The following is a 23,467-nucleotide window of genomic DNA, read 5'->3' as shown; positions in this document are numbered from 1 at the left end:
CTCCGTAGACCCGGGCACATCTCAAACGCCGGTCGGGCATTTTCAGCCCGTCCGGCGTTTGAGGACGAGGCCCCTTCAGGGCCGAAGCGGGGGCCCGGGGGCGGCTGCCCCCGGCAAACGGCGCGCCGGCCGACGGAAGCGAACTCCCGCCGGCCAGCACGAACCGTCGGCTATCAAGCCCTCGGCTTCTCGCGCATCTCGTACGTCGCGATGACGTCGTCGACCTTGATGTCGTTGAAGTTGCCGAGGTTGATACCGCCCTCGAACCCTTCGCGGATCTCGGTGACGTCGTCCTTGAAGCGACGCAGGCCCTCGATGGTGAGGTTCTCCGCGACCACCTTGCCGTCGCGCAGCAGGCGCGCCTTGGTGTTGCGGCGGACCTCGCCGGACCGGATGAGGACACCGGCGATGTTGCCCAGCTTGGACGACTTGAAGACCTCGCGGATCTCCGCCGTACCGAGCTCGACCTCCTCGAACTCCGGCTTGAGCATGCCCTTGAGGGCCGCCTCGATCTCCTCGATCGCCTGGTAGATGACCGAGTAGTACCGGACGTCCACGCCTTCGCGCTCCGCCATCTGCTGCGCACGGCCGGCTGCCCGGACGTTGAAGCCGATGACGATGGCGTCGGAGCCCATGGCCAGGTCGATGTCGGACTCCGTGACCGCACCGACGCCGCGGTGCAGGACGCGGATGTCGACCTCTTCGCCGACGTCCAGCTGGAGCAGCGAGGACTCGAGCGCCTCGACGGAACCAGAAGCGTCGCCCTTGATGATCAGGTTCAGCTGCTGGACCTCGCCGGCCTTCAGCACCTTGTCCAGGTCCTCCAGCGACACGCGGCGCGTGCGCTTGGCGAAGGCCGCGTTGCGCTCGCGAGCGGCGCGCTTCTCCGCGATCTGGCGGGCCGTACGGTCCTCCTCGACCACGAGGAAGTTGTCGCCCGCGCCCGGGACGTTGGTGAGACCCAACACCTGGACCGGCGTCGAGGGACCGGCCTCGGCGACGTTGTTGCCGTTGTCGTCGAGCATGGCGCGCACACGACCGTAGGCGTCGCCCACGACCATCGTGTCGCCGACCCGCAGCGTGCCTCGCTGGACGAGGACCGTCGCCACGGCACCGCGGCCGCGGTCGAGGCGGGACTCGATCGAGATGCCCTGCGCGTCCTGGGCCGGGTTGGCCCGCAGGTCGAGCGAGGCGTCGGCGGTGAGGATCACGGCCTCCAGCAGGGAGTCGATGTGCAGACCCTGCTTGGCGGAGATGTCGACGAACATCGTGTCGCCGCCGTACTCCTCGGCCACCAGCCCGTACTCGGTGAGCTGACCGCGCACCTTGGTCGGGTCGGCGCCCTCGACGTCGATCTTGTTGACCGCGACGACGATCGGGACGTCGGCCGCCTTGGCGTGGTTGAGCGCCTCGACCGTCTGCGGCATGACGCCGTCGTTGGCCGCGACGACCAGGATCGCGATGTCGGTCGACTTCGCACCACGGGCACGCATGGCGGTGAACGCCTCGTGACCCGGGGTGTCGATGAAGGTGATCTTGCGCTCTTCGTCGTTGACCTCGGTCGCGACCTGGTAGGCACCGATGTGCTGGGTGATGCCGCCGGCCTCGCCCGCGATGACGTTCGTCTTGCGGATGGCGTCGAGCAGTCGGGTCTTACCGTGGTCGACGTGACCCATGACGGTGACGACCGGCGGACGGACCACCAGGTCCTCCTCGTCGCCCTCGTCCTCGCCGAACTCGATGTCGAAGGACTCGAGAAGCTCGCGGTCCTCCTCCTCGGGGCTGACGATCTGAACCGTGTAGTTCATCTCGCTGGCCAGGAGCTCCAGCGTCTCGTCGGAGACGGACTGGGTCGCGGTGACCATCTCGCCGAGGTTCATCATGACCGCGACGAGGGACGCCGGGTTGGCGTTGATCTTCTCCGCGAAGTCGGTGAGCGACGCACCGCGCGACAGGCGAATGGACTCGCCGTTGCCGCGAGGCAGCATCACGCCGCCGACCGACGGGGCCTGCATGGCCTCGTACTCCTGGCGCCTCTGCCGCTTCGACTTGCGACCGCGACGCGCGGGACCGCCGGGACGACCGAAGGCACCCTGCGTGCCACCACGGCCACCGGGACCGCCGGGACGACCGCCGAAGCCGGGACGGCCACCGCCGCCACCGCCACCGGGACCACCCGGACGACCGGCGAAGCCGCCGCCACCGCCACCGGGACCGCCGGGACGGCCGGCGAAGCCGCCACCGCCGCCGCCACCGGGACGACCGGCGAAGCCGCCACCGCCCGGACGACCGCCGCCACCGGGACGACCGCCGCCACCGGGACCACGGCCACCGGGGCCACCGCCACCGGGACGCGGGCCGGCAGCCGGACGCTGCGGCATCATGCCGGGGTTCGGACGCGGGCCACCGGGACCGCCGCCCGGACGCGGGCCGCCGCCCTGCGGACGGGGCATGCCGCCCGGCGTGGGACGCGGGCCGCCCGGGGCCTGCGGACGAGGACCGCCCGCCGCACCCTGGGGACGGGGACCGCCCTGGCCCTGCGGACGCGGAGCACCGCCGGGAGCGCCGGGGGCACCGGGGCCGCCCGGACGCGGGGCGCCGCCCGGACGGGGCGCCTGCGGGCGCGCCATGCCGGTGGAGCCACCAGAGGTGAAGGGGTTGTTGCCCGGACGCGGACCGGCCGGACGGGCGCCGGGACGCGGCGCCTGGCCACCCGGACGCGGAGCGCCGGGACGCTCACCACGGCCCTGGCCGCCCTGGCCGGGACCGCCCGGACGCGGAGCGCCGGGACGCGGCGCCTGGCCGCCCGGACGCGGTGCGCCCGGACGCGGGCCGGAGCCCTGGGCAGGCGCGGCGGGAGCCGACGGGGGTGCCGTGAACTCGGGCGTGGTCGGAGCCGGGGACGCCGGGGCGGGCCGCGGCGCGGGCTTCGGGCCCGGAGTGGGACGGGGGCCGGGAGCAGCCGGCGCGGCCGGAGCCGCGGGCTTCTCGGCGGCCGGCGGCTTGGGGGCCGCCGGGCGCGGCGGGGCCGGACGGGCCGCCTGCGCCGGGGAGGGGGCTGCCGGCTTCGCCGGGGCAGCCTTGCGGGCGGGGGCGGACTTGCCGCCTCCGCTGCCCTGCTGGAGGGCGTCCGTCAGTTTGCGGACAACGGGCGCTTCGATGGTCGAAGACGCCGAACGGACGAATTCACCGAGTTCCTGGAGCTTGGCCATGACGACCTTGCTCTCCACACCGAACTCCTTGGCGAGTTCGTATACCCGGACCTTAGCCACTTCGCTCCTTTTAGGTCCGGGTTGCGGCCGGACCGTCGCTACTTCATGGGCGTACTCATCGCGTACTCATCGAGTGCTCATCGCAATCTCGACCTACTTCCGACTCGCGAGGTACCAGGGCCGCACGGGGTTCCGTACGACGCTTCTTACGGTGTTGTCTGCTCGACAACTGTTGTCTGCTCGACGTACCGGCGCAACGCCTTAATGTCGAGCGCTCCCGGGGCGCGCAGCGCCCGCGTGAACGCCCGGCGGCGTTCCGCCTGATCGAGACAGACCAGGGCGAGGTGTACGTACGCACCCCGGCCGGGCAGCGTACCGCGAGGATCAGGGACGCACTCATCCTTGATCGCCACGATCCGCAGCAGATCAGCCTTGGCCGCTCGCTCCCGGCACCCCACACAGGTGCGTTCAGGGCATGCGCGGACGCGTGTCCGGCCAGACACAGCTAAGTCTACCTCCCCGTACCGACCTCACCCCTTTGGGGCAGGATTCGAACAGTTGCCGGGCGATAACGTGACGTGATCTAAGCGCCCTGCGGCTTGGATCTATTCCCCGGCCTGCTCGGTGTCCGGACGGATGTCGATCCGCCAGCCGGTGAGCCGGGCCGCGAGGCGGGCGTTCTGCCCTTCCTTGCCGATCGCCAGCGACAGCTGGTAGTCGGGCACGGTCACGCGCGCGGAGCGGGCCGCCATGTCCACGACCTCCACCTTGGAGACCCGGGCCGGGGAGAGCGCGTTCGCCACCATCTCGGCCGGGTCGTCCGACCAGTCGACGATGTCGATCTTCTCGCCGTTCAGCTCGCCCATGACATTGCGCACCCGACCACCCATGGGGCCGATGCAGGCGCCCTTGGCGTTCAGGCCGCTGCGGGTGGACCGTACGGCGATCTTGGTGCGGTGACCTGCCTCACGCGCGATGGCGGCGATCTCCACCGAACCGTCGGCGATCTCCGGCACCTCCAGGGCGAAGAGCTTCTTCACCAGGTTCGGGTGTGTGCGCGACAGGGTGACGGACGGTCCGCGCACACCCTTCGCCACCCGAACGACGTACGACCGAAGCCGCATCCCGTGCGGGTACGTCTCGCCCGGGACCTGCTCCTGCACCGGCAGGATGGCCTCCAGCTTGCCGATGTCGACGAGGACGTTCTTCGGGTCGCGGCCCTGCTGGACCACGCCGGTGACGATGTCGCCCTCGCGGCCGGCGTACTCGCCGAGCGTCGCGTCGTCCTCGGCGTCGCGCAGCCGCTGCAGGATGACCTGCTTGGCGGTGGTGGCGGCGATACGGCCGAAGTCGGACGGGGTGTCGTCGAACTCGCGGGGCTCCTGGCCCTCTTCGAGGTCCTCGGGGTCTTCCTTCGCCCACACCACCACGTGCCCGGACTCCCGGTCGAGCTTCACGCGCGCGTGGCGGTGGCTTCCCTCGGTGCGGTGGTAGGCGATGAGGAGGGCCGACTCGATCGCCTCGACCAACAGGTCGAAGGAGATCTCCTTCTCCCGTACCAAGCCCCGCAGGGCACTCATGTCGATGTCCACGGCTACGCCTCCTCTTCCTTCTTGTCCTTGCGGTTGAACTCGACCTGCACGCGCGCCTTGTCGATCTCCGGGAAGCCGAGTCTGCGGCTGGTGGCCTTGCGGCCCTTCACTCCGGGCACTTCGAGGTCGAGGCCTTCGTCGTCGACCTTCATGATTCGGGCCACCAGCTCACCGCCCTCGGCCAGCTGGAATCTCACCAGCCGGTCGACGGCGCGCACGTAGTGCCGGTGCTCCTTGAGGAGGCGCTCCGCGCCCGGGGTGCCGACCTCGAGGGTGTACTCGCCCTCGCCCATCGCGTCCGTCTCGTCGAGCTTCGCCGAGAGCGCACGGCTCACATCGGCGACCTTGTCCAGGTCCGCCCCGGTGTCGGAGTCGACGACGACGCGCAGCACACGCTTGCGTCCGACGGAGTCCACTGCGATCTCTTCGAGATCGAGTCCCTGGGAGCTGACGAGCGGTTCCAGCAGTTCTCGCAGCCTCTCGCTCTGGGTGGTGCTCATCCGGGTGACTCCTCGGCCGCGTGTGCTGTTGTGGGATGGGTCGCGTGTCTGGTCAAAGGGTATCGGGTCACAGGGAGTGTTGCCGTCCACCCGCACGCGAACGGTGCCGGTGAGTGGTGCCGTCCGGTTGCGCGGGTACGGTGATCACGGGCCCGCGGCCCACTGGCTCCGTGGCTGCTCCCCAGCTGCTTTCGTAAGTGCTTTCGTACGAGTTCCCCGAGGACGTCTGCCGTGCCGTACCCCTCGCCGCCGCGCTCCCCCTCGGGGCCGCGCCGAAGAACCCTGCTCGCCTCGGCCGCCGGGGCCGCCCTGCTGGTGGGCTGCTCCTCCGGGTCCGAGAACTCCGGGGATTCCGCCGGCACCTCGAGCGGCGGCCCGTCGCCCAGCGAGCGGGCACGCGCGCGTGCGGCGCGCGACAGCGAGGGCCTGGTCGAGCGGTACGACGCGGTGCTCGCCGTCCATCCGGCGCTGGCGCAGCTGGTGGGGCCGTTGCGGGACGAGGCCGTACGGCATGCGGAGGCGTTCGGCGGGAATTCGGCCGGGGCGTCCCCCGGAACCTCCCAGCCGTCCACAGACTCTTCTACGACGTCGGAGGCACCGCAGGCCGGGAAGGTGTCGCCGTCGGCGTCCCCGTCGGCCGCCGTGCCCGCGAACGAGAAGGACGCCCTGGCCGAGCTGGCCGCCGCCGAACGGACGCTCGCGGACCGGCGGTCGAAGGCGCTGCTCGAGGTGCCGGGCGAGTTGGCCAGGCTGCTGGCCTCCGTGGCGGCGGCCGGGGCCGTGCATGCGTATCTGCTGGCGGAGGGGGCCAAGTGAGCGAGGTGAGGAAGCAGCGGCTGACGGCTCTCCAGGCGGCCCTCGCCGCCGAGCACGCGGCCGTGTACGGGTACGGGGTCGTCGGCGGCCTTGTGCGCGAGGGACAGCGCTCGGAAGCACGCGCGGCGTACCACGCGCACCGGGCGCGGCGGGACACGCTGGCGCGCGAGGTGCGTGACCTGGGCGCCGAGCCGGTCGCCGCGAGCGCCGCGTACGCGCTGCCGTTCCCGGTAGCGGACTCGGCCGCGGCCGTCCGGCTGGCCGCCGAGCTGGAGGACCGGGTGGCCGGGGTGTACTCCGACCTGGTGCGGGCGACCGAGGGCGAGTTGCGGGGTACCGCCGCCGAGGCCCTGCGCGAGGCGGCGGTGCGGGCGGTGCGCTGGCGGGGCGAGAGCGTAGCCTTCCCTGGGCTCGCCGAGCGGGCGGGCATCACGTCGGCATCGGCGGCGCCCAGCGCGTGACGGGGGCCGCAGAGCACGTACGGGCAGTACGGGAAGGGAACGACTCGCGCATGGCTTTCGAACCGCCGCAGCGTCTGGTCAGGGCGCTCGGTGAGACGGCACCGGACGGTGACGACTGGTTGGAGAAGCTGCCGGAGGCGGCCGGCCGGGCCGTCGCGCTACGCGAGTTGACCGTTGAGCGCGTGCAGGTGCCCGGCGGCCGCAGCAGCCTTGTCGTGCTGGTGCGGCGCGCCGACGGCACCCCGGCTGTGCTCAAGCTGGCTCCGCCCCGCTTCCGCCCGGAGAGCGAGCGGGCCGCGCTGGCGCACTGGGGCGGCATGGGCGCCGTACAGCTTCTCGAACCCCGGGTGACGGAGGGCGTGCTGCTGTTGGAGCGGCTGCATCCGGATCTGTCGGTGCGGTCGTTGCCCGAGGCGAAGGCGCTGCTGGAGGCGGCGGGGACGTTGCGGCGGCTGTGGGTCGAACCGCCGACCGGGCATGTTTTCGAGACGGTGGCGGAGCGGACCGGGCGGCAGGCCCAGGCGATGCGGGCGACTGCGGATGCCTTCGGCGATGTGGCGGTGCTGGTCGATGCCGCGCTCGGTGCGCGGGAGGAGTTGGTGGCCGCGCCGCCTGAGGAGCGGCTGCTGCATGGGACGTTTCGGCAGAGCAAGGTGCTGGCCGGGGAGCGGATGCCGTGGCTGGCGGTGGGGCCGGATCCGGTGGTCGGGGAGTGTGCGTTCGATCTGGCGCGGTTGGTGCGGGATCGGGTGGAGGATCTGATCGCCTCGCCTTCGGGGGCGGCGACGACTCGGCGGCGGGTGAAGCGGCTGGCGGAGTCGTTGGATGTGGATCAGGAACGGCTTCGGGGGTGGACGCTGTTTCGCGCTGTGGAGTCCGGGGTGCGGGCGCTTCGGGTGGGGCGGGTCCAGGACGCCGAGTTGTTGCTGGAATTCGCCGGGTGGCTTTAGAGCGTTGTGATGTGCCGGCGGGTCGGTGGGGGCTGGTCGCGCACACGCGGCGGAGCCGCATATCGCCACAGCCCCGCGCCCCTCAAGGCGTTGCCCTCGCCGCCGGTTCGAGAGCCAGGGCCGGGCAGTCGAACGCTGCCCTTCGGGCCCGTTTCACCGAGCGGGGCGGGACTCGGGTGCCGTCCACGATCGGGTAGCCCCACTCATCCATCGAGGAGTCGCTGCTCGAACCGTCCGAACCGCTCGACGAGGTGCTGTCGGAAGCCGAGCTGCCCGAGGAGGTGGCCCTGCTCGTCCCCGTGCCGCCCGCTCGCCGCCGTGGCGGCCGCCGTGCGCCGCGCTCCTCTGCGGACCGCTGCCGCGGCACCCCGTTCGCTGGTACGCAAGAGGGTTCCGCTCCGTGGTGACGTGACGCTGTGTCACGTCACCACGGTCGGGGAACGGCCTGAGGGAAAGCTGTGCGGCGTCTTCGGTCCGCCGGAGAACTTTCTGAAGGGTTCCGTTACGCGGTCAGGCGGGCGATCGCCTCGTCCACCGTGAGTTCCTCGCGCTCACCGGTCCTGCGGTCCTTGAGCTCGACGACGCCCTCGGCAGCGCGCCGTCCGGCCACCAGGATCTGCGGTACGCCGATCAGCTCCGAGTCCGTGAACTTCACGCCCGGCGAGACACCGGCCCGGTCGTCGCACAGGACGCGCAGGCCGGCCGAGGCCAGCTTCTCGGAGACGTCGAGGGCGAGTTCGGTCTGCAGGGCCTTGCCCGCGGCGACGACGTGCACGTCGGCCGGGGCGACCTCGGCGGGCCAGCACAGGCCCTTGTCGTCGGCGGTCTGCTCGGCGAGGGCGGCTACCGCGCGGGAGACGCCGATGCCGTAGGAGCCCATGGTCACGCGGACCGGCTTGCCGTTCTGGCCGAGGACGTCGAGCTTGAGGGCGTCGGCGTACTTGCGGCCCAGCTGGAAGATGTGGCCGATCTCGATGGCGCGGTCGAGCTTGAGGCCGGTGCCGCAGTTCGGGCAGGGGTCGCCCTCCTGCACGACCACGACGTCGACGTACTCGTCGACCTCGAAGTCACGGCCCGCGACGACGTTCTTCGCGTGTACGCCCTCCTTGTTGGCGCCCGTGATCCACGAGGTGCCGGGGGCCACGCGCGGGTCGGCGAGGTACCGGACCTTCTCGCCCCGGCCCTGCGGGCCGACGTAGCCGCGGACCAGGTCGGGGCGGCCCGCGAAGTCGGCCTCGGTGACCATCTCGACGACGGCCGGGGCGAAGTGGGCCTCGACCTTGTCCATGTCGACCTCACGGTGGCCCGGGACGCCGACGGCGACGATCTCGCCGTCGACCTTGACCAGGAGGTTCTTGAGGGTCTCGGAGGCCTGGACGCCGAGGTGGGCGGCGAGGGTCTCGATGGTCGGGGTGTCGGGGGTGGGGATCTCCTCGAGGGCGGCCACGCCTTCGGCGTCGACCGGCTTCAGCTCGTACGAGATCGCCTCGGTGTTGGCCGCGAAGTCGCAGTTCGGGCAGTCCGCGAAGGTGTCCTCGCCGGCGCCGGCCGGGGCGAGGAACTCCTCCGACTTGGAGCCGCCCATGGCGCCGGCGGTCGCGGCGCAGATGCGGTAGTCGAGGCCGAGGCGCTCGAAGACGCGCTGGTAGGCCTGGCGGTGCAGGGCGTAGGAGTGGGCGAGCCCCTCGTCGTCCACGTCGAAGGAGTAGGAGTCCTTCATCAGGAACTCGCGGCCGCGCAGGATGCCGGCCCGCGGGCGGGCCTCGTCGCGGTACTTGTGCTGGATCTGGTAGAGGATGACCGGCATGTCCTTGTAGGAGGACGCCTGGTCCTTCACCAGCAGGGTGAAGATCTCCTCGTGGGTCGGGCCGAGCAGGTAGTCGCCGCCCTTGCGGTCCTTGAGGCGGAACAGCTCCTGGCCGTACTCGTCCCAGCGGCCGGTCGCGTCGTACGGCTCACGCGGCAGCAGCGCGGGGAGCAGTACCTCCTGGGCGCCGATGGCGTCCATCTCCTCGCGGACGATGCGCTCCACGTTGGCGAGGACCCGCTTGCCGAGGGGCAGCCACGACCAGATACCGGCTGCCGTGCGGCGGACGTAGCCGGCGCGGACGAGCAGCTTGTGGCTGAGGACCTCGGCGTCCGCCGGGTCGTCGCGCAGCGTCTTCGCCATCAACTGGGACATGCGCTGGACCGGTGCGTTCGCCATCGTTCTCGTACTCCTGCCGGGTGTCGGTTATGGCAGGAGGTTAGCCGGGCGGTACGGGACGGTGGAAATCGGTTAAGGGCGGCGCAGCGATCGCCTACCGGCGGCGGAGCGGGAGGGGGGCGCCCATCACGGCGTACGGCTTCGGGGCGCTGGGGAAGTGGACCTGGCGGGCGAGGTCCGTGTAGCCCAGGGAGTGGTAGAGGCCGCGGGCCGGGCTGTCGGTGTCGATCGCCGAGAGGATCGAGCGGGGTTCGGCGGCGCCGTCGGTGATCGTGGTGATCAGGGAACGTCCGATACCGCGGTTCTGGTAGCGGGGGTGGACGTGGAGTTCCGTGATGACGAAGGAGTCGTCGAGCCAGGCGTCGTGGCCCTGGGCCCGCAGGTAGGGCTCCACGACGGTGGACCACCAGTGGGTGCGGTCGTTGGGCATGCCGTAGACGAAGCCGACCAGGCGCCCGGCGGTGGTGGCGCCGAGGGCGCGGGCGCCGCGGTAGGTCATGTGGCGCAGGACGATCTGGCGGCGTACGGCTACTTCGTCGAGGCCGAGGCCGAAGGCGACGGCTTGGACGGCGAGGGCCTCGTCGACTCGGGCCGAGAGGTCCAGGGGGCCGATCACGATGTCGTCGGGTTGGCGGCGGTGTCCGTGACCGGGAAGGCGCATGTGGGGAGCCTACAGGGGGGTTCGGATCAGAACAGGACGCTCATGAAGGCGCCGACCTCCTGGAAGCCCACCCTCGTGTACGCCCTTCTCGCCGCCGTGTTGAAGTCGTTGACGTACAGGCTCACCACCGGGGCCACGTCCGCCAGGGCGTAACGCAGTACCGCCGCCATGCCGGGAGCCGCGAGGCCCTGGCCCCGGTACTCGGGGGCCACCCAGACCCCCTGGATCTGGCAGGCCCGGTCCGTCGCCGCGCCGATCTCCGCCTTGAAGACGACCTTGCCGTTCTGGTCGAGGCGGGCGAAGGAGCGGCCGGAGCCGACGAGTTCGGCGACCCGGGCCTGGTAGAGGAGGCCGCCGTCGCCGGCCATGGGCGATACGCCGACCTCCTCGGTGAACATCGCCACGCAGGCCGGCATGATCGTCTCCATCTCGTCCTTGCGGATGCGACGGACGTACGGATCCGGGGTGATGTCCGCCGGCATACGGTCGGTGACCATCAGCGGCTGGTGGGAGCGGACCTCACGGGCCGGGCCCCAGCCGGGTTCCAGCAGGCGCCACAGCTGGGCGGTGGACTCGGCGGGGCCGACGATGGAGGAGCAGCGGCGGCCCGCGCGGCGGGCCCGGTCGGCGAAGGCCCGTACCGCTCGCGGGGTCGCGCAGATCGGGACGAGGTTGGCGCCCGCGTAGCACAGGGACGTCAGCATGCCGCCCTCGTACCAGCCCCACATCTCGCCGCCGAGGCGCCAGGGGTCGAGGCCGGCGACCTGGACCCGTGACGTCACGAAGGCGTTCGCGACCGGCTCGCGGTCGAGGACGGCGAGCGCGGCGTCCAGGTCACTCGGTTCGAGCACCCGTGAGGTGGTCTGGGTCAACACGTGCGGGGGCCCTCCGGGGGAACTGCTGGTCTCCGCACTGTACCTGCGGAAGCTGAGCCGCGCCGCCCTGCCTTGGTGCCGCCTGCTTGGAGGTACCCGGCGTTGTCGTTGCCGTCGACTGGGGGCTGCCGCCCCCAGACCCCCGCTTCGGCCCCGAACGGGCCTCGTCCTCAAACTCCCCCAGAGGGGGCACCCCCAGACGGGCTGAGTTTCACTACCCGGCAACCGATACCGACGGCTCCCCGCTCGTCACGCCGTCCGCCTCCATCTGCTCGGCCAGCTTCATGGCCTCCTCGATGAGGGTCTCGACGATCTTGGACTCGGGGACGGTCTTGATGACCTCGCCCTTGACGAAGATCTGGCCCTTGCCGTTCCCGGAGGCCACGCCGAGGTCGGCCTCGCGGGCCTCGCCGGGGCCGTTGACGACGCAGCCCATGACGGCGACGCGGAGGGGGACCTCCATGCCGGTGAGGCCGGCGGTGACCTCTTCGGCCAGCTTGTAGACGTCGACCTGGGCGCGGCCGCAGGACGGGCAGGAGACGATCTCCAGGCCGCGCTGCTTGAGGTTCAGGGACTCCAGGATCTGGTTGCCGACCTTGACCTCCTCGACCGGCGGAGCCGAGAGGGAGACGCGGATGGTGTCGCCGATGCCCTGCGAGAGGAGGGCGCCGAAGGCGACGGCCGACTTGATCGTGCCTTGGAAGGCGGGGCCCGCCTCCGTCACGCCGAGGTGGAGGGGGTAGTCGCACTGGGCCGCGAGCTGGCGGTACGCCTCGATCATCACGACCGGGTCGTTGTGCTTGACCGAGATCTTGATGTCCCGGAAGTCGTGCTCCTCGAAGAGGGACGCCTCCCACAGCGCCGACTCGACCAGGGCCTCGGGCGTCGCCTTGCCGTACTTCTGCAGCAGGCGCCGGTCCAGGGAGCCGGCGTTGACGCCGATGCGGATCGGGGTTCCGTGGTCCTTGGCGGCCCGCGCGATCTCCTTGACCTTGTCGTCGAACTGCTTGATGTTGCCGGGGTTGACCCGGACCGCGGCGCAGCCGGCCTCGATCGCCGCGAAGACGTACTTCGGCTGGAAGTGGATGTCCGCGATCACCGGGATCTGAGACTTGCGCGCGATGGTCGCGAGCGCGTCCGCGTCGTCCTGCGTGGGGCAGGCCACGCGCACGATCTGGCAGCCGGACGCCGTCAGCTCCGCGATCTGCTGCAAGGTGGCGCCGATGTCCGACGTACGGGTCGTCGTCATCGACTGGACCGAGACCGGCGCGTCCCCGCCGACCGCCACGGATCCGACCTGGATCTGCCGGCTCTTCCGGCGCTCGGCGAGCTTGGTCGGAACGGACGGCATGCCGAGAGAAATCGCAGTCATCTGCTGTGCAACCCCAAGTCGTGGATCAAGGTCCGGTCCCGTCAGCAGCGGGCTCCAGGCTTCGAGATTACGGCACGGGGGCTCACCCGAGCACATCACGGTCCGTAAACCCACTCAATGGAAGGCGGCCCGGGACAGAGCATCCCGGGCCGCCTCGAACGCCGTATGACTAGGAGATTCTGACCGGGTTAACGACGTCCGCGACCAGCACCAGCAGCGTGAAGCAGATGAAGATCCCGGCGACCACGTACGCCACCGGCATCAGCTTCGCCACGTCGAACGGACCGGGGTCCGGGCGGCGCAGCACCTTCGCCGTGTTGCGGCGCAGCGACTCCCACAGGGCGCCCGCGATATGGCCGCCGTCGAGTGGCAGCAGCGGGAGCATGTTGAAGAGGAAGAGCGAGAGGTTGAAGCCCGCCAGCAGGAACACGAACGTCGCGAGTTGCTGCGATGCCGGGATGTCCAGCGTGGCGATCTCGCCGCTCACCCTCGCCGCGCCGACGATGCCCATCGGGGAGTCCGGTTCGCGCGGGCCGTCGCCGAAGGCGGCGTCCCACAGTGCGGGGATCTTGGAGGGCAGGGCGATCAGGGAGTCGACGGCGTCGCCGACCCGGTCGCCCATCCAGGTCACCGAGTCACCGAAGTCCTGTTTGACCACGCCGGTGGCGGAGCTGAAGCCGAGGAAGCCGGCCTGGACGTACTTGCCCTCGATGTACGCCCCGCTGCTGTCCTTCGCCACGACCCAGTTGGTGGCGATCTTCGCGTGCAGGGTCAGTTCCTCGCCCTTGCGGTCGACGACGATCGGCACGTCCTTGCCGGCGCTGTCGCGGATGAGGTCGGAGAGGGTGTTCCAGTCCTCGGTCCGCACCCCGCCGAAGGAGACGATCTTGTCGCCGGCCTTCATGCCCGCGGCGGCGGCCGGGGACTCGGCGTCGGACGCCTTGCAGTCCTCGCGCTTCTCCTTCTGGTCGATGACGCACTGGGAGACCGAGCTGACCGTGGTGGTCTGCTGCTGGACGCCGAAGCCCATCAGCACCGTGAGGAACAGTCCGACGGCGAGGACCAGGTTCATGAAGGGGCCCGCGAACATCACGATGACCCGCTTCCACGGCTTGCGCGTGTAGAAGAGGCGGGTCTCGTCACCCGGCTTGAGCTCCTCGAACGCGGCCGAGCGGGCGTCCTCGATCATGCCGCGCCAGGGCGAGGTGGAGCGGGCCTCCAGCTTGCCGTCGGGGCCGGGCGGGAACATGCCGATCATGCGGATGTAGCCGCCGAACGGGATCGCCTTGATGCCGTACTCGGTCTCGCCCTTGTTCCGCGACCAGATGGTCGGGCCGAAGCCGACCATGTACTGCGGCACTCGGATGCCGAACAGCTTGGCCGTGGACAGGTGGCCCAGCTCGTGCCAGGCGATCGAGAAGAGCAGCCCGACCGCGAACAGCACTATGCCGAGGATGAACATCAGGGTCGTCATGCACGGGCCTCCGCCGTGTGTGCCGCCAGTTCCCGGGCCCGCCTGCGCGCCCAGGTCTCCGCTTCGAGGACGTCCGCGACGGTGAGAGAAGTTCCCGCACTCGGTGTGCCGTGCTCCTCCACCACCCGCGTCACGGTCTCCATGATCCCGTTGAACGGCAGAGCGCCGGCCCGGAACGCCTCCACGCACTCCTCGTTGGCCGCATTGAACACCGCGGGTGCCGTGCCCGCGAGCTCACCCACGTGACGCGCCAGATCGACCGACGGGAACGCGTCGTTGTCGAGCGGGAAGAACTCCCACGTCGACGCCTTGCTCCAGTCGAAGGTGGGCGCGGCGTCGGGGACGCGCTCCGGCCAGCCGAGGCCGATGGCGATGGGCCCGCGCATGTCGGGGGGCGTCGCCTGGGCGATCGTGGATCCGTCCGTGAACTCAACCATCGAGTGAACATACGACTGGGGATGCACGACCACCTCAATGCGGTCGAAGGAAATGTCGTAGAGCAGGTGCGCCTCGATGACCTCCAGCCCCTTGTTGACGAGGGTCGCGGAGTTGATCGTGATCACCGGTCCCATGGCCCAGGTGGGGTGGGCGAGGGCGTCCTCGACGGTCACGTTCGCGAGCTCGGCCTTCGTACGGCCGCGGAAGGGGCCGCCGGACGCCGTCACCACGAGCTTGCGTACGTCCGCGCGCGTGCCGGACGCCAGCGCCTGGAACAGGGCGGCGTGCTCGGAGTCGACCGGAATGATCTGGCCGGGCTTGGCGAGGTCCTTGACCAGCGGCCCGCCGACGATGAGGGATTCCTTGTTGGCGAGCGCGAGGGTGCGGCCCGCTTCCAGGGCGGCGAGGGTGGGCGTGAGGCCGATGGAGCCGGTGATGCCGTTGAGGACGGTGTGGCAGTCGGAGGCGGCGACCTGGGTGGCCGCCTCCGGTCCGGCGAGGATCTCCGGGAGCGGCTCGCCCGTGCCGTACTGGGCGGCGAGTGCCTCGCGCAGGGCCGGTACGACGTCCTCGCGGGCGACCGCGACGGTCCGTGCCTTCAGCCGGTACGCCTGCTCGGCGAGGAGGGCGACCCGGCCGCCGTTCGCGGACAGGGCGGTGACCCGGAACCGGTCGGGGTTGCGCAGCACGAGGTCGATGGCCTGGGTGCCGATCGAGCCCGTGGAGCCGAGGATCACCACGTCCTTGGGGCCGTCGCCCGCCACGGGGTCGTAGACGAGATGCGGGTCGGCGAGGGGGGCTGGACTGTCGCTCATTCCCCCATTGTGGCCGGAACGGCTTTCGGGGAGGACAGGGTGTCCCCTTCAGTGGGTTACAGGATGGTGAGAGGTCACTGCGGGCAGTGACCTCTCGGGGGATCGGCCACCCGATCTGACGGTGCACGTTCTCCCGCTGACTCGGGCCCGACGTCGCCTCGGCGCTTTCGGGCCGGCTGCCACTCAGTGGGCCGCAAGGTCCGCGGGCGGAATGTCAAGAACATGTGCGATCAGCAGGAGTTCATCGAGGGTTGTGTCGACGGCGCCGTGCTCGATGTGGTCGACCCGCCTGCTGCCGAGCTTTGTCGCCCTGCCCAGATCCTGCTGAGTGAGTTTCTGGGCTTCGCGCACGACGCGGATACGCGCTCCGAGCGCACGGAGGCGGGCGTCCACCCAGTCGGGCCGGATACCGGATCGCATGGGTGGACTCTCTTCCGCCTGATCGCCTCGGCTGCCCGCGCCTCAGCGAATGGGCCGGTGCACGTTCTCCCGCTGCGACGGGCCCGGCGTCGCGTCCGCGATCCATACGCCGCCGTCGTCCGACGGGTCGACGATGCCGCTCTCCAGCCACTCGTACGTGCCCGACATCACGCCCTTGACCACCTTGCGGTCGAGGTCGTCGGTGTTGGACCACAGGCGGCCGAAGAGCTCCTCCACACGCAGGCGGGCCTGGCGGCAGAAGGCGTCGGCGAGCTGGTAGGCCTCACGGCCGTGCTCGCCCTGGCCGCGCAGGTGCTCGGCGCGGACGCAGACCGCGCTCATGGCGAACAGTTCGGCGCCGATGTCGACGATGCGGCCCAGGAAGCCCTGCTTGGTCTCCATCCGCCCCTGCCAGCGGGACATGCCGTAGAAGGTGGAGCGGGCGAGCTTGCGGGAGGTGCGTTCGACGTAGCGCAGATGCGGGGAGAGGTCGACCTGGCGCTTGAACTCGCCGTAGGAGTAGGGAAGCTGGCCCTGGCCCGCGACCAGCTTCGGCAGCCACTTGGCGTAGAACACGCCGGCGTTCGCGCCCGCCTTCGCCTTGTCCTGGAGGGACTTCTCGGGGTCGATGAGGTCGCCGGCGACCGAGAGGTGGGCGTCGACGGCCTCGCGGGCGATCAGGAGGTGCATGATCTCCGTCGAGCCCTCGAAGATGCGGTTGATGCGCAGGTCGCGCAGGACCTGTTCGGCGGGGACGCCGCGCTCGCCGCGGGCCCGCAGTGAGTCGGCGGTCTCGAAGCCGCGACCGCCGCGGATCTGGACGAGCTCGTCGGCGATGAGCCAGCCCATCTCGGAGGCGTACAGCTTGGCGAGGGCGCCTTCGATGCGGATGTCGTTGCGGTCCTCGTCGGCCATCTGCGAGGCGAGGTCGGTGACGGCCTCCAGGGCGAAGGTGGTGGCCGCGATGAAGGAGATCTTCGAGCCGACGGCCTCGTGGTGGGAGATCGGCTTGCCCCACTGCTCGCGGGCCGCCGACCACTCGCGGGCGATCTTCAGGCACCACTTGCCGGCCGCGACGCAGGAGGCGGGGAGCGAGAGACGTCCGGTGTTCAGCGTGGTGAGCGCGATCTTCAGGCCGGCGCCCTCCGGGCCGATGCGGTTGGCGGCCGGGACCCTGACCTGGTGGAAGCGGGTGACGCCGTTCTCGATGCCGCGCAGGCCCATGAAGGCGTTGCGGTTCTCGACCGTGATGCCGGGCGAGTTGGTCTCCACGACGAAGGCGGTGATGCCGCCCTTGTGGCCCTCGGACTTGGGCACGCGTGCCATGACGACGAGGAGGTCGGCGACCACCCCGTTGGTCGTCCACAGCTTGACCCCGTCGAGGATGTAGTCGTCCCCGTCCGGTACCGCGGAGGTCGCGAGGCGGGCCGGGTCGGAGCCCACGTCCGGCTCGGTGAGGAGGAAGGCGCTGATGTCGGTGCGGGCGCAGCGCGGCAGGAACCGTTCCTTCTGCTCCGGGGTGCCGAACAGCTTGAGCGGCTGCGGTACGCCGATCGACTGATGGGCCGAGAGCAGGACGCCGATCGCCGGGCTGGCCGAGCCGGCCAGGGTGAGGGCCTTGTTGTAGTAGACCTGCGTGAGGCCGAGCCCGCCGTACTTGGTGTCGATCTTCATGCCGAAGGCGCCGAGCTCCTTGAGCCCGTTGATCACGTCGTCGGGGATCCGGGACTCGCGCTCGATGAGGGCGCCGTCGACCTTCGTCTCGACGAAGTCGCGCAGTTTGGCGAGGAACTCCTCGCCGCGCTGGGCGGCCTCGTCGGTGGGCATCGGGTGGGGGTGGATGAGGTCGAGGCGGAAGCGGCCGAGGAACAGTTCCTTGGCGAAACTGGGCTTGCGCCACTCCTGTTGCCGGGCCGCCTCCGCCACCTGGCGGGCCTCACGCTCACTGACAGTGGGTTTGGTGGGTGCTGCGGACATGAGGCTCACCTCGCCGCGAATCGGGATCTTGGGCCGTTTGGTTACCGACGGGTGCTACCCGATCGTATGTACCCGATTACGGGCCACCCCACCACCCCTTGGGCCCTGACATCACCCTCCCGCCTGCCTGCCGGGCGGACGACGGGAGGGTGATGCCAGGGCCCAGCGCGCCCGTTCAGTCGAGGTCGAGCGTGCCCTTCCGCTTCTTGGACAGGCCGCGCGGTCCGCGGTGTTGCATCGGGGGGTCCTTCCGGGGGACGGTTCCTGTACGACACCTCAGTGGCCGCCGGCCCTGCGGGAGGTCGCCCGCCCGGCGCCGACACCGTCGTACGAGTTCGTACACACGGAAAAGAACCTGGACGGGAAAAGGTGTCGAAGCGCTTCGACAAACTATGGACACCCACGCCCGCCAGAGCTAGTGTCGAACCACCCTCACACCCGCCCCTGTACCCAACGCGCACTGTCGAAGCGCTTCACAAAGCTTGGAGAGCTGGATGGTCACCCTCGCCGAGGTCGCCCAGCACGCCGGAGTCTCGGCGAGCACGGTGAGCTATGTCCTCAGCGGCAAGCGGTCGATCTCGGCGACCACCCGGCAGCGGGTCGAGCAGAGCATCCGCGAGCTCGGCTACCACCCGAACGCGGGTGCCCGTGCCCTGGCAAGCAGCAGGTCGAACATCATCGCGCTGATGATCCCGCTGCGCACCGACATGTACGTGCCGGTGATGATGGAGATCGCCATCGCGGTGGCCACCACGGCCCGCACCCACGGCTACGACGTCCTGCTGCTGACCGGCGAGGAGGGCCCCGACGCCGTGCGTCGCGTCACCGGCAGCGGGCTCGCCGACGCGATGATCCTGATGGACGTCCAGCTGGACGACGAGCGGCTGCCGCTGCTGCGCGGCACCGACCAGCCGTCCGTGCTGATCGGGCTGCCCGCCGACACCACCGGGCTGACCTGCGTCGACCTCGACTTCAAGGCGACCGGCGCGCTGTGTGTGGAGCATCTGGCGATGCTGGGGCACCGCGACATCGCTGTCATAGGAGAGGCCCCGGCCGTCTACGAACGGCACACCGGCTTCGCCGAGCGGACGCTCGACGGACTCCGGCTGCGTTCCCAGGAGTTGGGGATGCGGCTGCTGCACCGGCCGTGCGAGGGCGGGTACGACGCGATGGCCGTCACCCTCGCCCGGATCCTCGACGAGCGGCCCAGCACCACCGGGTTCGTCGTGCAGAACGAGTCGGCGGTCGAGCCGCTGCTCGCCCTGTTGCGTCAGCAGGGCCGTGCCGTGCCCGAGGACGTGTCGGTGGTCGGCATCTGCCCCGACCAGGTCGCCACCCAGGCCTCGGTGCGGCTGACGTCCGTCTCCATCCCCGCGCAGGAGATGGGCCGGCATGCCGTGGAGCAGCTGGTCGCCAAGCTCGACGGGCGTGGGAGCGACGAAGTCCTGCTGATCGCACCCGAGTTGACGGTCCGGGCGAGTTCGGGCCCGGCGCCGGCCGCCACCCACTGATCCGCGATTCCTGCACCGCCGTGCCCTTCCCGGGGCACCCCCATGTCTGCACCCGCCGCCCTCTTCAGGAGCGCCCCAGTGAATCAGCCTGCCGAAAACCAGCCCCTGCCAGGCACGGTCAGCCTCGCGCAGTCCTCCCCTACCGTCGGCACGTTCCGCGAGCGGGACGGTGCACTCGAGTGGAGCGGTCGTCAGGAGACCCTCCGCATCGAGCCGTGGGGTCCGGACGCGGTCCGGGTACGGGCCCGGCTCGGCGGCCCTGTTCTGGAGGGGCTGCCCGGCGCGCTCCTGGACGAGCCGCCCGCCACCGAGAGCGCCGTCAAGATCGAGGACGGCCGGGGCTCGCTGACCGTCGGCGCGCTCACCGTCGACGTGAACGCCGAGGGCCTGATCCGCTTCCTGCGCACCGAGGACTCCGCAGAGCTCCTCGCAGAGGCACGCGCCCACTTCTGGTGGCCGGGCTCCCGCCTCTACACGGCCGTGGGCAACGGCCACCACCGCCTGGAGCAGCGTTTCGCCGCCTACGAGGACGAGAAGCTGTACGGCCTCGGCCAGCACCAGCACGGCCGGCTCGACCAGAAGGGCCTGGTCCTCGACCTCGTCCAGCGCAACGCCGAGGTCGGCATCCCGGTCCTGTCCTCCAGCCGCGGCTACACCCTCCTCTGGAACAACCCGGCGATCGGCCGGGTGGAACTCGCGCACAACGGCACCCGGTGGGTCGCCGACTCCGCCCGCCAGATCGACTACTGGATCACCGCGGGCACCCCGGCCGACGGCCAGCGCCGCTACAGCGCGGTGACGGGCCGTACGCCGATGCTGCCCGAGTGGGCCGCGGGGTTCTGGCAGTGCAAGCTGCGCTACCGCACCCAGGACGAACTCCTCGCCGTGGCACGGGAGTACAAGCGCCGGGGCCTGCCGATCTCCGCCATCGTCTGCGACTTCTTCCACTGGACCCACCTCGGCGAGTGGAAGTTCGACCCGAAGGAGTGGCCGGACCCGGCGGCGATGGTGCGGGAGCTGGACGAGCTCGGCATCAAGCTGGTGGTCAGTGTCTGGCCGTCGGTCTCCCCGCTCTCCGAGAACCACCCGGTCATGGAGCAGCGCGGCTACTTCATCGGCACCCAGTACGGCCCGATGGCGCACGCCGACTGGCCCGACAAGGAGGTGGCGTCGACCGTCCAGGTGGCCTTCTACGACGCCACCAATCCCGAGGCCCGTGAGTTCGTGTGGTCGAAGGTCAAGGAGAACTACCTCGACCCGTACGGCATCACGGCCTTCTGGCTGGACGCCTGCGAGCCGGAGCTGAAGCCGGGCTTCCCGGAGAACCTGCGCTACTGGACGGGCCCCGGCCTGGAGGTCGGCAACATCTACCCCGCCGAGAACTCCCGCACCTTCTACGAAGGCCTGCTGGCGTCCGGCGAGGAGGAGGTCGTCACCCTCAACCGCTCGGCGTGGGCGGGCAGCCAGCGCTACGGCGCCGCCCTGTGGTCCGGCGACATCGGCACCGACTTCGCGACCCTGCGCCGCCAGATCGCGGCCGGACTCAACACCGCGCTGTCCGGCATCCCGTGGTGGAACACCGACATCGGCGGCTTCCACGGCGGCGACCCGGACGACCCGGCGTACCGCGAGGTGATGGTCCGCTGGTTCCAGTTCGGCGCCCTGTCCCCGCTGATGCGCCTGCACGGCTTCCGCGACCCCGGCATGCCGCTCGGCCCGGCCATGACCGGCGGTCCGAACGAGGTGTGGTCGTACGGCGAGGAGGCCGGCGCGATCCTGGAGAAGTACCTGCGGCTGCGCGAGCGCCTGAAGCCGTATGTCCTCGACGTGATGCGCGAGGCCCACGAGGAGGGCCTGCCGGTGATGCGGCCGCTGTTCCTGGAGTTCCCCGAGGACCAGGCGGCCTGGTCGGTCGACGACGCCTACCTCTTCGGCCGTGACCTGCTGGTCGCCCCGGTGCTGACGGCGGGGGCGACGGACTGGACGACGTACCTTCCGGCGGGCGCGCGCTGGACGGACGCGTGGACCGGCCAGACGTACGAGGGCGGTACGACCGTGACGGTCGACGCCCCGCTGGACCGCATCCCGCTGTTCCTGCGGGACGGGGCACGGCTGCCTGTAGCGGAGTAGCCGTGCGGGAGGGGGTGGCCGGGGGGTGGAGGTCTTCCGGCCACCCCCTCCGCATGTTCGGCCAACTTCCATACGGCATCGGAGAGTTCGACGAGATAGGTTCCCTGCGTGTCCTCGTCTCCGCTCGCTCTCACCCTCGCCAACGTGCTGCTGCGCCCCGGCTTCGGCTCCCGGCGCGATCCCGGCCGGGTCTTCGACAGGATCGCCGCGGAAGCCGGCCGGGCGCCCGGTGACCGGCAGTTCGTCGACGACTTCCGGTCCCTGCTGGGCTGGTGGGCGAAGGCCGAGAACCTGACCCCGGTCGGCTGGCAGTCCGCGCAGGCCTTCGTCCGCAGGCATCTCGCCAACCGGGCCCGTGTGCGGCGGCTGATCGCCGAGCACCCGGAGATCGAGCGGGAGCCGATCGAGAGGCCGGTGTTCGTGGTGGGCCTGCCGCGGACCGCGACCACGGTCACGCACGCCGTGCTGTCGCTCTCGGACGAGCACCGAAGTCCCCTGCTGTGGGAACTGCTCGCGCCGGACCTGGAGTTGCCGCCCCGGCAGCGTCGCAAGGCGGTCACGGCGGGGCGTCGTCTGGCGCAGGGCACCAACCTGTTCGCCCCGCGCTTCCGCGACATCCACGCGATGGCCGCCGAGGGCCCCGAGGAGTGCACCTTCGCCCTGCCGCACGCGCTGATGCCGCTGTCGCAGGCGGTGATCCCCGACTACGCGGCGTGGTATCGCGAGCGGGACTTCACCGACGACTACCGCTACCTCAGACAGGTGTTCCAGGTCCTCCAGTACGGCCGCCCGCGCCGCCGCTGGATCCTCAAGTCACCCCTGCACCTGGGCAACCTGGACGCGCTGCTCGCGGCGTTCCCGGACGCCACCATCGTGTGGTGCCACCGTGACCCGGTCACCGCCGTCACCTCGTTCTGCAGCCTGATCGAGCACGGCATGGCGGTCAGCACCCGCCCTCTCGACCTGCACGGCATCGGAGCCACCTGGTCCGGCCTGCTGAGCCGTGCGATGGAACGCGGCCTGAGGGCCCGCTCCGCCATCCCCCGCGAGGCGCTGGTGGACGCGCCGTACTCCTGGCTCTCCGCCGAGCCCGCCACCGGCGCCCCCAAGCTCTACGACGCCGTCGGCGCCCGCTGGACCGACGCCGAGGCGGCCCGGCTGCCCGAGGCCGTCGCCCGCCCGAAGGGGAGCCGCCCGCACCGGTACGACCTGGCCCGCTACGGCCTGACCCGTGCCGAGGTCGAGTCGGCCTTCGCCGACTACAACGCGCTGCGGGCCGAGGTCGACCGCGCCTGAGGAGGACGCGGACCGGCCCCGGCCCTGATGTTCGGATCAGCCGCCGTTGACGGTCAGGTTGTTGGTGTTGAAGTTGAGTCCGCCGGACGACGAGGTGATCTCATAGCCGAACTGGACGTCGCCGATGGTCTCGTTGCTGGACATCCAGCCCTTGGTGTAGGCGAGCCACTGGAGGATCGGCTTGATGTCCACCGTGCCGGAGTTGGAGTCGGACGTCCGCAGGAACGAGAACACCTGGTTCGCCCCGTTGCTGCCCCGGTAGACGTTCCAGTTGTGGCCGCCGAGCGTGACGTTGCTGTCGTAGCCGCCGATCGGGCCGACGGCTCCGTTGTAGTTGACCCAGAGCATGATCTCGTAGTCGTGGTCGGTGTCCCAGATGTCGTACGACGTGTTGTACGCGCCGGACGACGGGACGCTGACGTTGTAGTCGCTGGTGAGCCAGCCGAGAGACGCGATCGACTTGTTGATCGCCTTCGTGGAGTTGGGGTAGGACTTGATGCCGCCGGTGTTGGGGTGGTTGGCCCAGACACCCCAGTTGGTGCCGGAGTTGGCCCAGGTGCACTGGCTGCCCGCGCCGGAGCCCCAGATGTTGTTGTAGAGCGTGTAGCCGTTCAGGTTCGTGCTGCCCCACTGGTCGCAGGTGTTCCAGACGGCGGCCGAGGCGGGGGCGGAGGCGAGGCCGACGGTGGCGCCGAGGGCCATCGCCGGGGCCAGTACTGCCATGGTTATCTTGCGCAACGCGGTCTTTGCCATGGTGTCCC

At 70.6% G+C, this 23,467-nt stretch carries 20 protein-coding genes; 6 read left to right on the top strand and 14 right to left on the bottom strand.

The window, feature by feature from the left end:
• Positions 1–173 precede the first annotated feature (173 nt).
• The 4 genes from infB to rimP all read right to left on the bottom strand — a co-directional run bounded on the left by infB (position 174) and on the right by rimP (position 5,304).
• A complete protein-coding gene (infB, locus tag ACIBAG_RS30310; protein WP_399109320.1) occupies positions 174–3,272 on the bottom strand; it encodes a translation initiation factor IF-2 in 3,099 nt (1,032 codons plus the stop codon).
• 146 nt (positions 3,273–3,418) lie between these two features.
• Positions 3,419–3,715 carry a YlxR family protein gene (locus tag ACIBAG_RS30305; protein ID WP_399109319.1) on the bottom strand — a complete coding sequence of 99 codons (297 nt, stop codon included), beginning with the start codon at positions 3,713–3,715 and terminating at the stop codon, positions 3,419–3,421.
• A 102-nt stretch (positions 3,716–3,817) separates the two neighbouring features.
• Positions 3,818–4,804, bottom strand: coding sequence for a transcription termination factor NusA (gene nusA / locus ACIBAG_RS30300; protein ID WP_399109317.1), 987 nt, complete (start codon positions 4,802–4,804; stop codon positions 3,818–3,820).
• Positions 4,805–4,806: 2 nt separating this feature from the next.
• The gene (gene rimP, locus ACIBAG_RS30295; protein WP_399109315.1) at positions 4,807–5,304 is read right to left on the bottom strand and encodes a ribosome maturation factor RimP; all 498 of its coding nucleotides are present in this window, start codon (positions 5,302–5,304) and stop codon (positions 4,807–4,809) included.
• 231 nt (positions 5,305–5,535) lie between these two features.
• Between rimP and ACIBAG_RS30290 the strand changes: the two genes are divergently transcribed.
• The 3 genes from ACIBAG_RS30290 to ACIBAG_RS30280 are packed head-to-tail and all read left to right on the top strand — an operon-like array spanning position 5,536 to position 7,531.
• Positions 5,536–6,120 (top strand): hypothetical protein, encoded by a 585-nt coding sequence (locus ACIBAG_RS30290; protein ID WP_399109313.1) that lies wholly within the window; start codon positions 5,536–5,538, stop codon positions 6,118–6,120.
• Positions 6,117–6,581, top strand: a complete 465-nt coding sequence (locus ACIBAG_RS30285) for a ferritin-like domain-containing protein (RefSeq protein ID WP_399109311.1) — start codon at positions 6,117–6,119, stop codon at positions 6,579–6,581. Before ACIBAG_RS30290 ends, ACIBAG_RS30285 begins: the two co-directional genes overlap by 4 nt.
• 50 nt (positions 6,582–6,631) lie before the next feature.
• Positions 6,632–7,531, top strand: coding sequence for an aminoglycoside phosphotransferase family protein (locus ACIBAG_RS30280; protein WP_399109310.1), 900 nt, complete (start codon positions 6,632–6,634; stop codon positions 7,529–7,531).
• A gap of 203 nt (positions 7,532–7,734) precedes the next feature.
• Here the strand turns inward: ACIBAG_RS30280 and ACIBAG_RS30275 are convergent, their stop codons facing one another.
• From ACIBAG_RS30275 to ACIBAG_RS30235, 9 genes are all read right to left on the bottom strand, one after another.
• On the bottom strand, positions 7,735–7,917 hold the full coding sequence (locus ACIBAG_RS30275; protein ID WP_399109308.1) for a hypothetical protein: 183 nt from the start codon (positions 7,915–7,917) through the stop codon (positions 7,735–7,737).
• A gap of 116 nt (positions 7,918–8,033) precedes the next feature.
• A complete protein-coding gene (locus ACIBAG_RS30270) occupies positions 8,034–9,737 on the bottom strand; it encodes a proline--tRNA ligase (RefSeq protein ID WP_399109306.1) in 1,704 nt (567 codons plus the stop codon).
• 94 nt (positions 9,738–9,831) lie between these two features.
• A complete protein-coding gene (locus tag ACIBAG_RS30265; protein ID WP_399109304.1) occupies positions 9,832–10,398 on the bottom strand; it encodes a GNAT family N-acetyltransferase in 567 nt (188 codons plus the stop codon).
• A gap of 26 nt (positions 10,399–10,424) precedes the next feature.
• A complete protein-coding gene (locus ACIBAG_RS30260) occupies positions 10,425–11,273 on the bottom strand; it encodes a GNAT family N-acetyltransferase (protein WP_399109302.1) in 849 nt (282 codons plus the stop codon).
• Between the two features lie 214 nt (positions 11,274–11,487).
• Positions 11,488–12,645, bottom strand: coding sequence for a flavodoxin-dependent (E)-4-hydroxy-3-methylbut-2-enyl-diphosphate synthase (ispG, locus tag ACIBAG_RS30255; protein WP_399109300.1), 1,158 nt, complete (start codon positions 12,643–12,645; stop codon positions 11,488–11,490).
• Between the two features lie 169 nt (positions 12,646–12,814).
• Positions 12,815–14,107, bottom strand: a complete 1,293-nt coding sequence (locus ACIBAG_RS30250) for a M50 family metallopeptidase (RefSeq protein WP_399109431.1) — start codon at positions 14,105–14,107, stop codon at positions 12,815–12,817.
• Between the two features lie 8 nt (positions 14,108–14,115).
• A complete protein-coding gene (gene dxr / locus ACIBAG_RS30245; RefSeq protein WP_399109299.1) occupies positions 14,116–15,372 on the bottom strand; it encodes a 1-deoxy-D-xylulose-5-phosphate reductoisomerase in 1,257 nt (418 codons plus the stop codon).
• 183 nt (positions 15,373–15,555) lie between these two features.
• Entirely contained in the window at positions 15,556–15,792 is a 237-nt protein-coding gene (locus tag ACIBAG_RS30240; RefSeq protein WP_399109297.1) for a helix-turn-helix domain-containing protein, read from the bottom strand.
• A 42-nt stretch (positions 15,793–15,834) separates the two neighbouring features.
• Entirely contained in the window at positions 15,835–17,769 is a 1,935-nt protein-coding gene (locus ACIBAG_RS30235) for an acyl-CoA dehydrogenase family protein (protein WP_399109295.1), read from the bottom strand.
• A 494-nt stretch (positions 17,770–18,263) separates the two neighbouring features.
• On the opposite strand from ACIBAG_RS30235, the gene ACIBAG_RS30230 reads away from it, so the two are divergent.
• The 3 genes from ACIBAG_RS30230 to ACIBAG_RS30220 all read left to right on the top strand — a co-directional run bounded on the left by ACIBAG_RS30230 (position 18,264) and on the right by ACIBAG_RS30220 (position 22,706).
• A complete protein-coding gene (locus ACIBAG_RS30230) occupies positions 18,264–19,280 on the top strand; it encodes a LacI family DNA-binding transcriptional regulator (protein WP_399109294.1) in 1,017 nt (338 codons plus the stop codon).
• Between the two features lie 78 nt (positions 19,281–19,358).
• Positions 19,359–21,410: a TIM-barrel domain-containing protein gene (locus ACIBAG_RS30225; protein WP_399109293.1), complete on the top strand. Its 2,052-nt coding sequence runs from the start codon at positions 19,359–19,361 to the stop codon at positions 21,408–21,410.
• Between the two features lie 108 nt (positions 21,411–21,518).
• Positions 21,519–22,706: a sulfotransferase family protein gene (locus ACIBAG_RS30220; protein WP_399109292.1), complete on the top strand. Its 1,188-nt coding sequence runs from the start codon at positions 21,519–21,521 to the stop codon at positions 22,704–22,706.
• 36 nt (positions 22,707–22,742) lie between these two features.
• Here the strand turns inward: ACIBAG_RS30220 and ACIBAG_RS30215 are convergent, their stop codons facing one another.
• Positions 22,743–23,459, bottom strand: a complete 717-nt coding sequence (locus tag ACIBAG_RS30215) for a hypothetical protein (RefSeq protein WP_399109290.1) — start codon at positions 23,457–23,459, stop codon at positions 22,743–22,745.
• Positions 23,460–23,467 lie beyond the last annotated feature (8 nt).

This window comes from Streptomyces sp. NPDC051243, from assembly GCF_044455405.1.
Taxonomy (GTDB): domain Bacteria; phylum Actinomycetota; class Actinomycetes; order Streptomycetales; family Streptomycetaceae; genus Streptomyces.
This window is presented reverse-complemented; position numbering and strand designations above follow the sequence as displayed.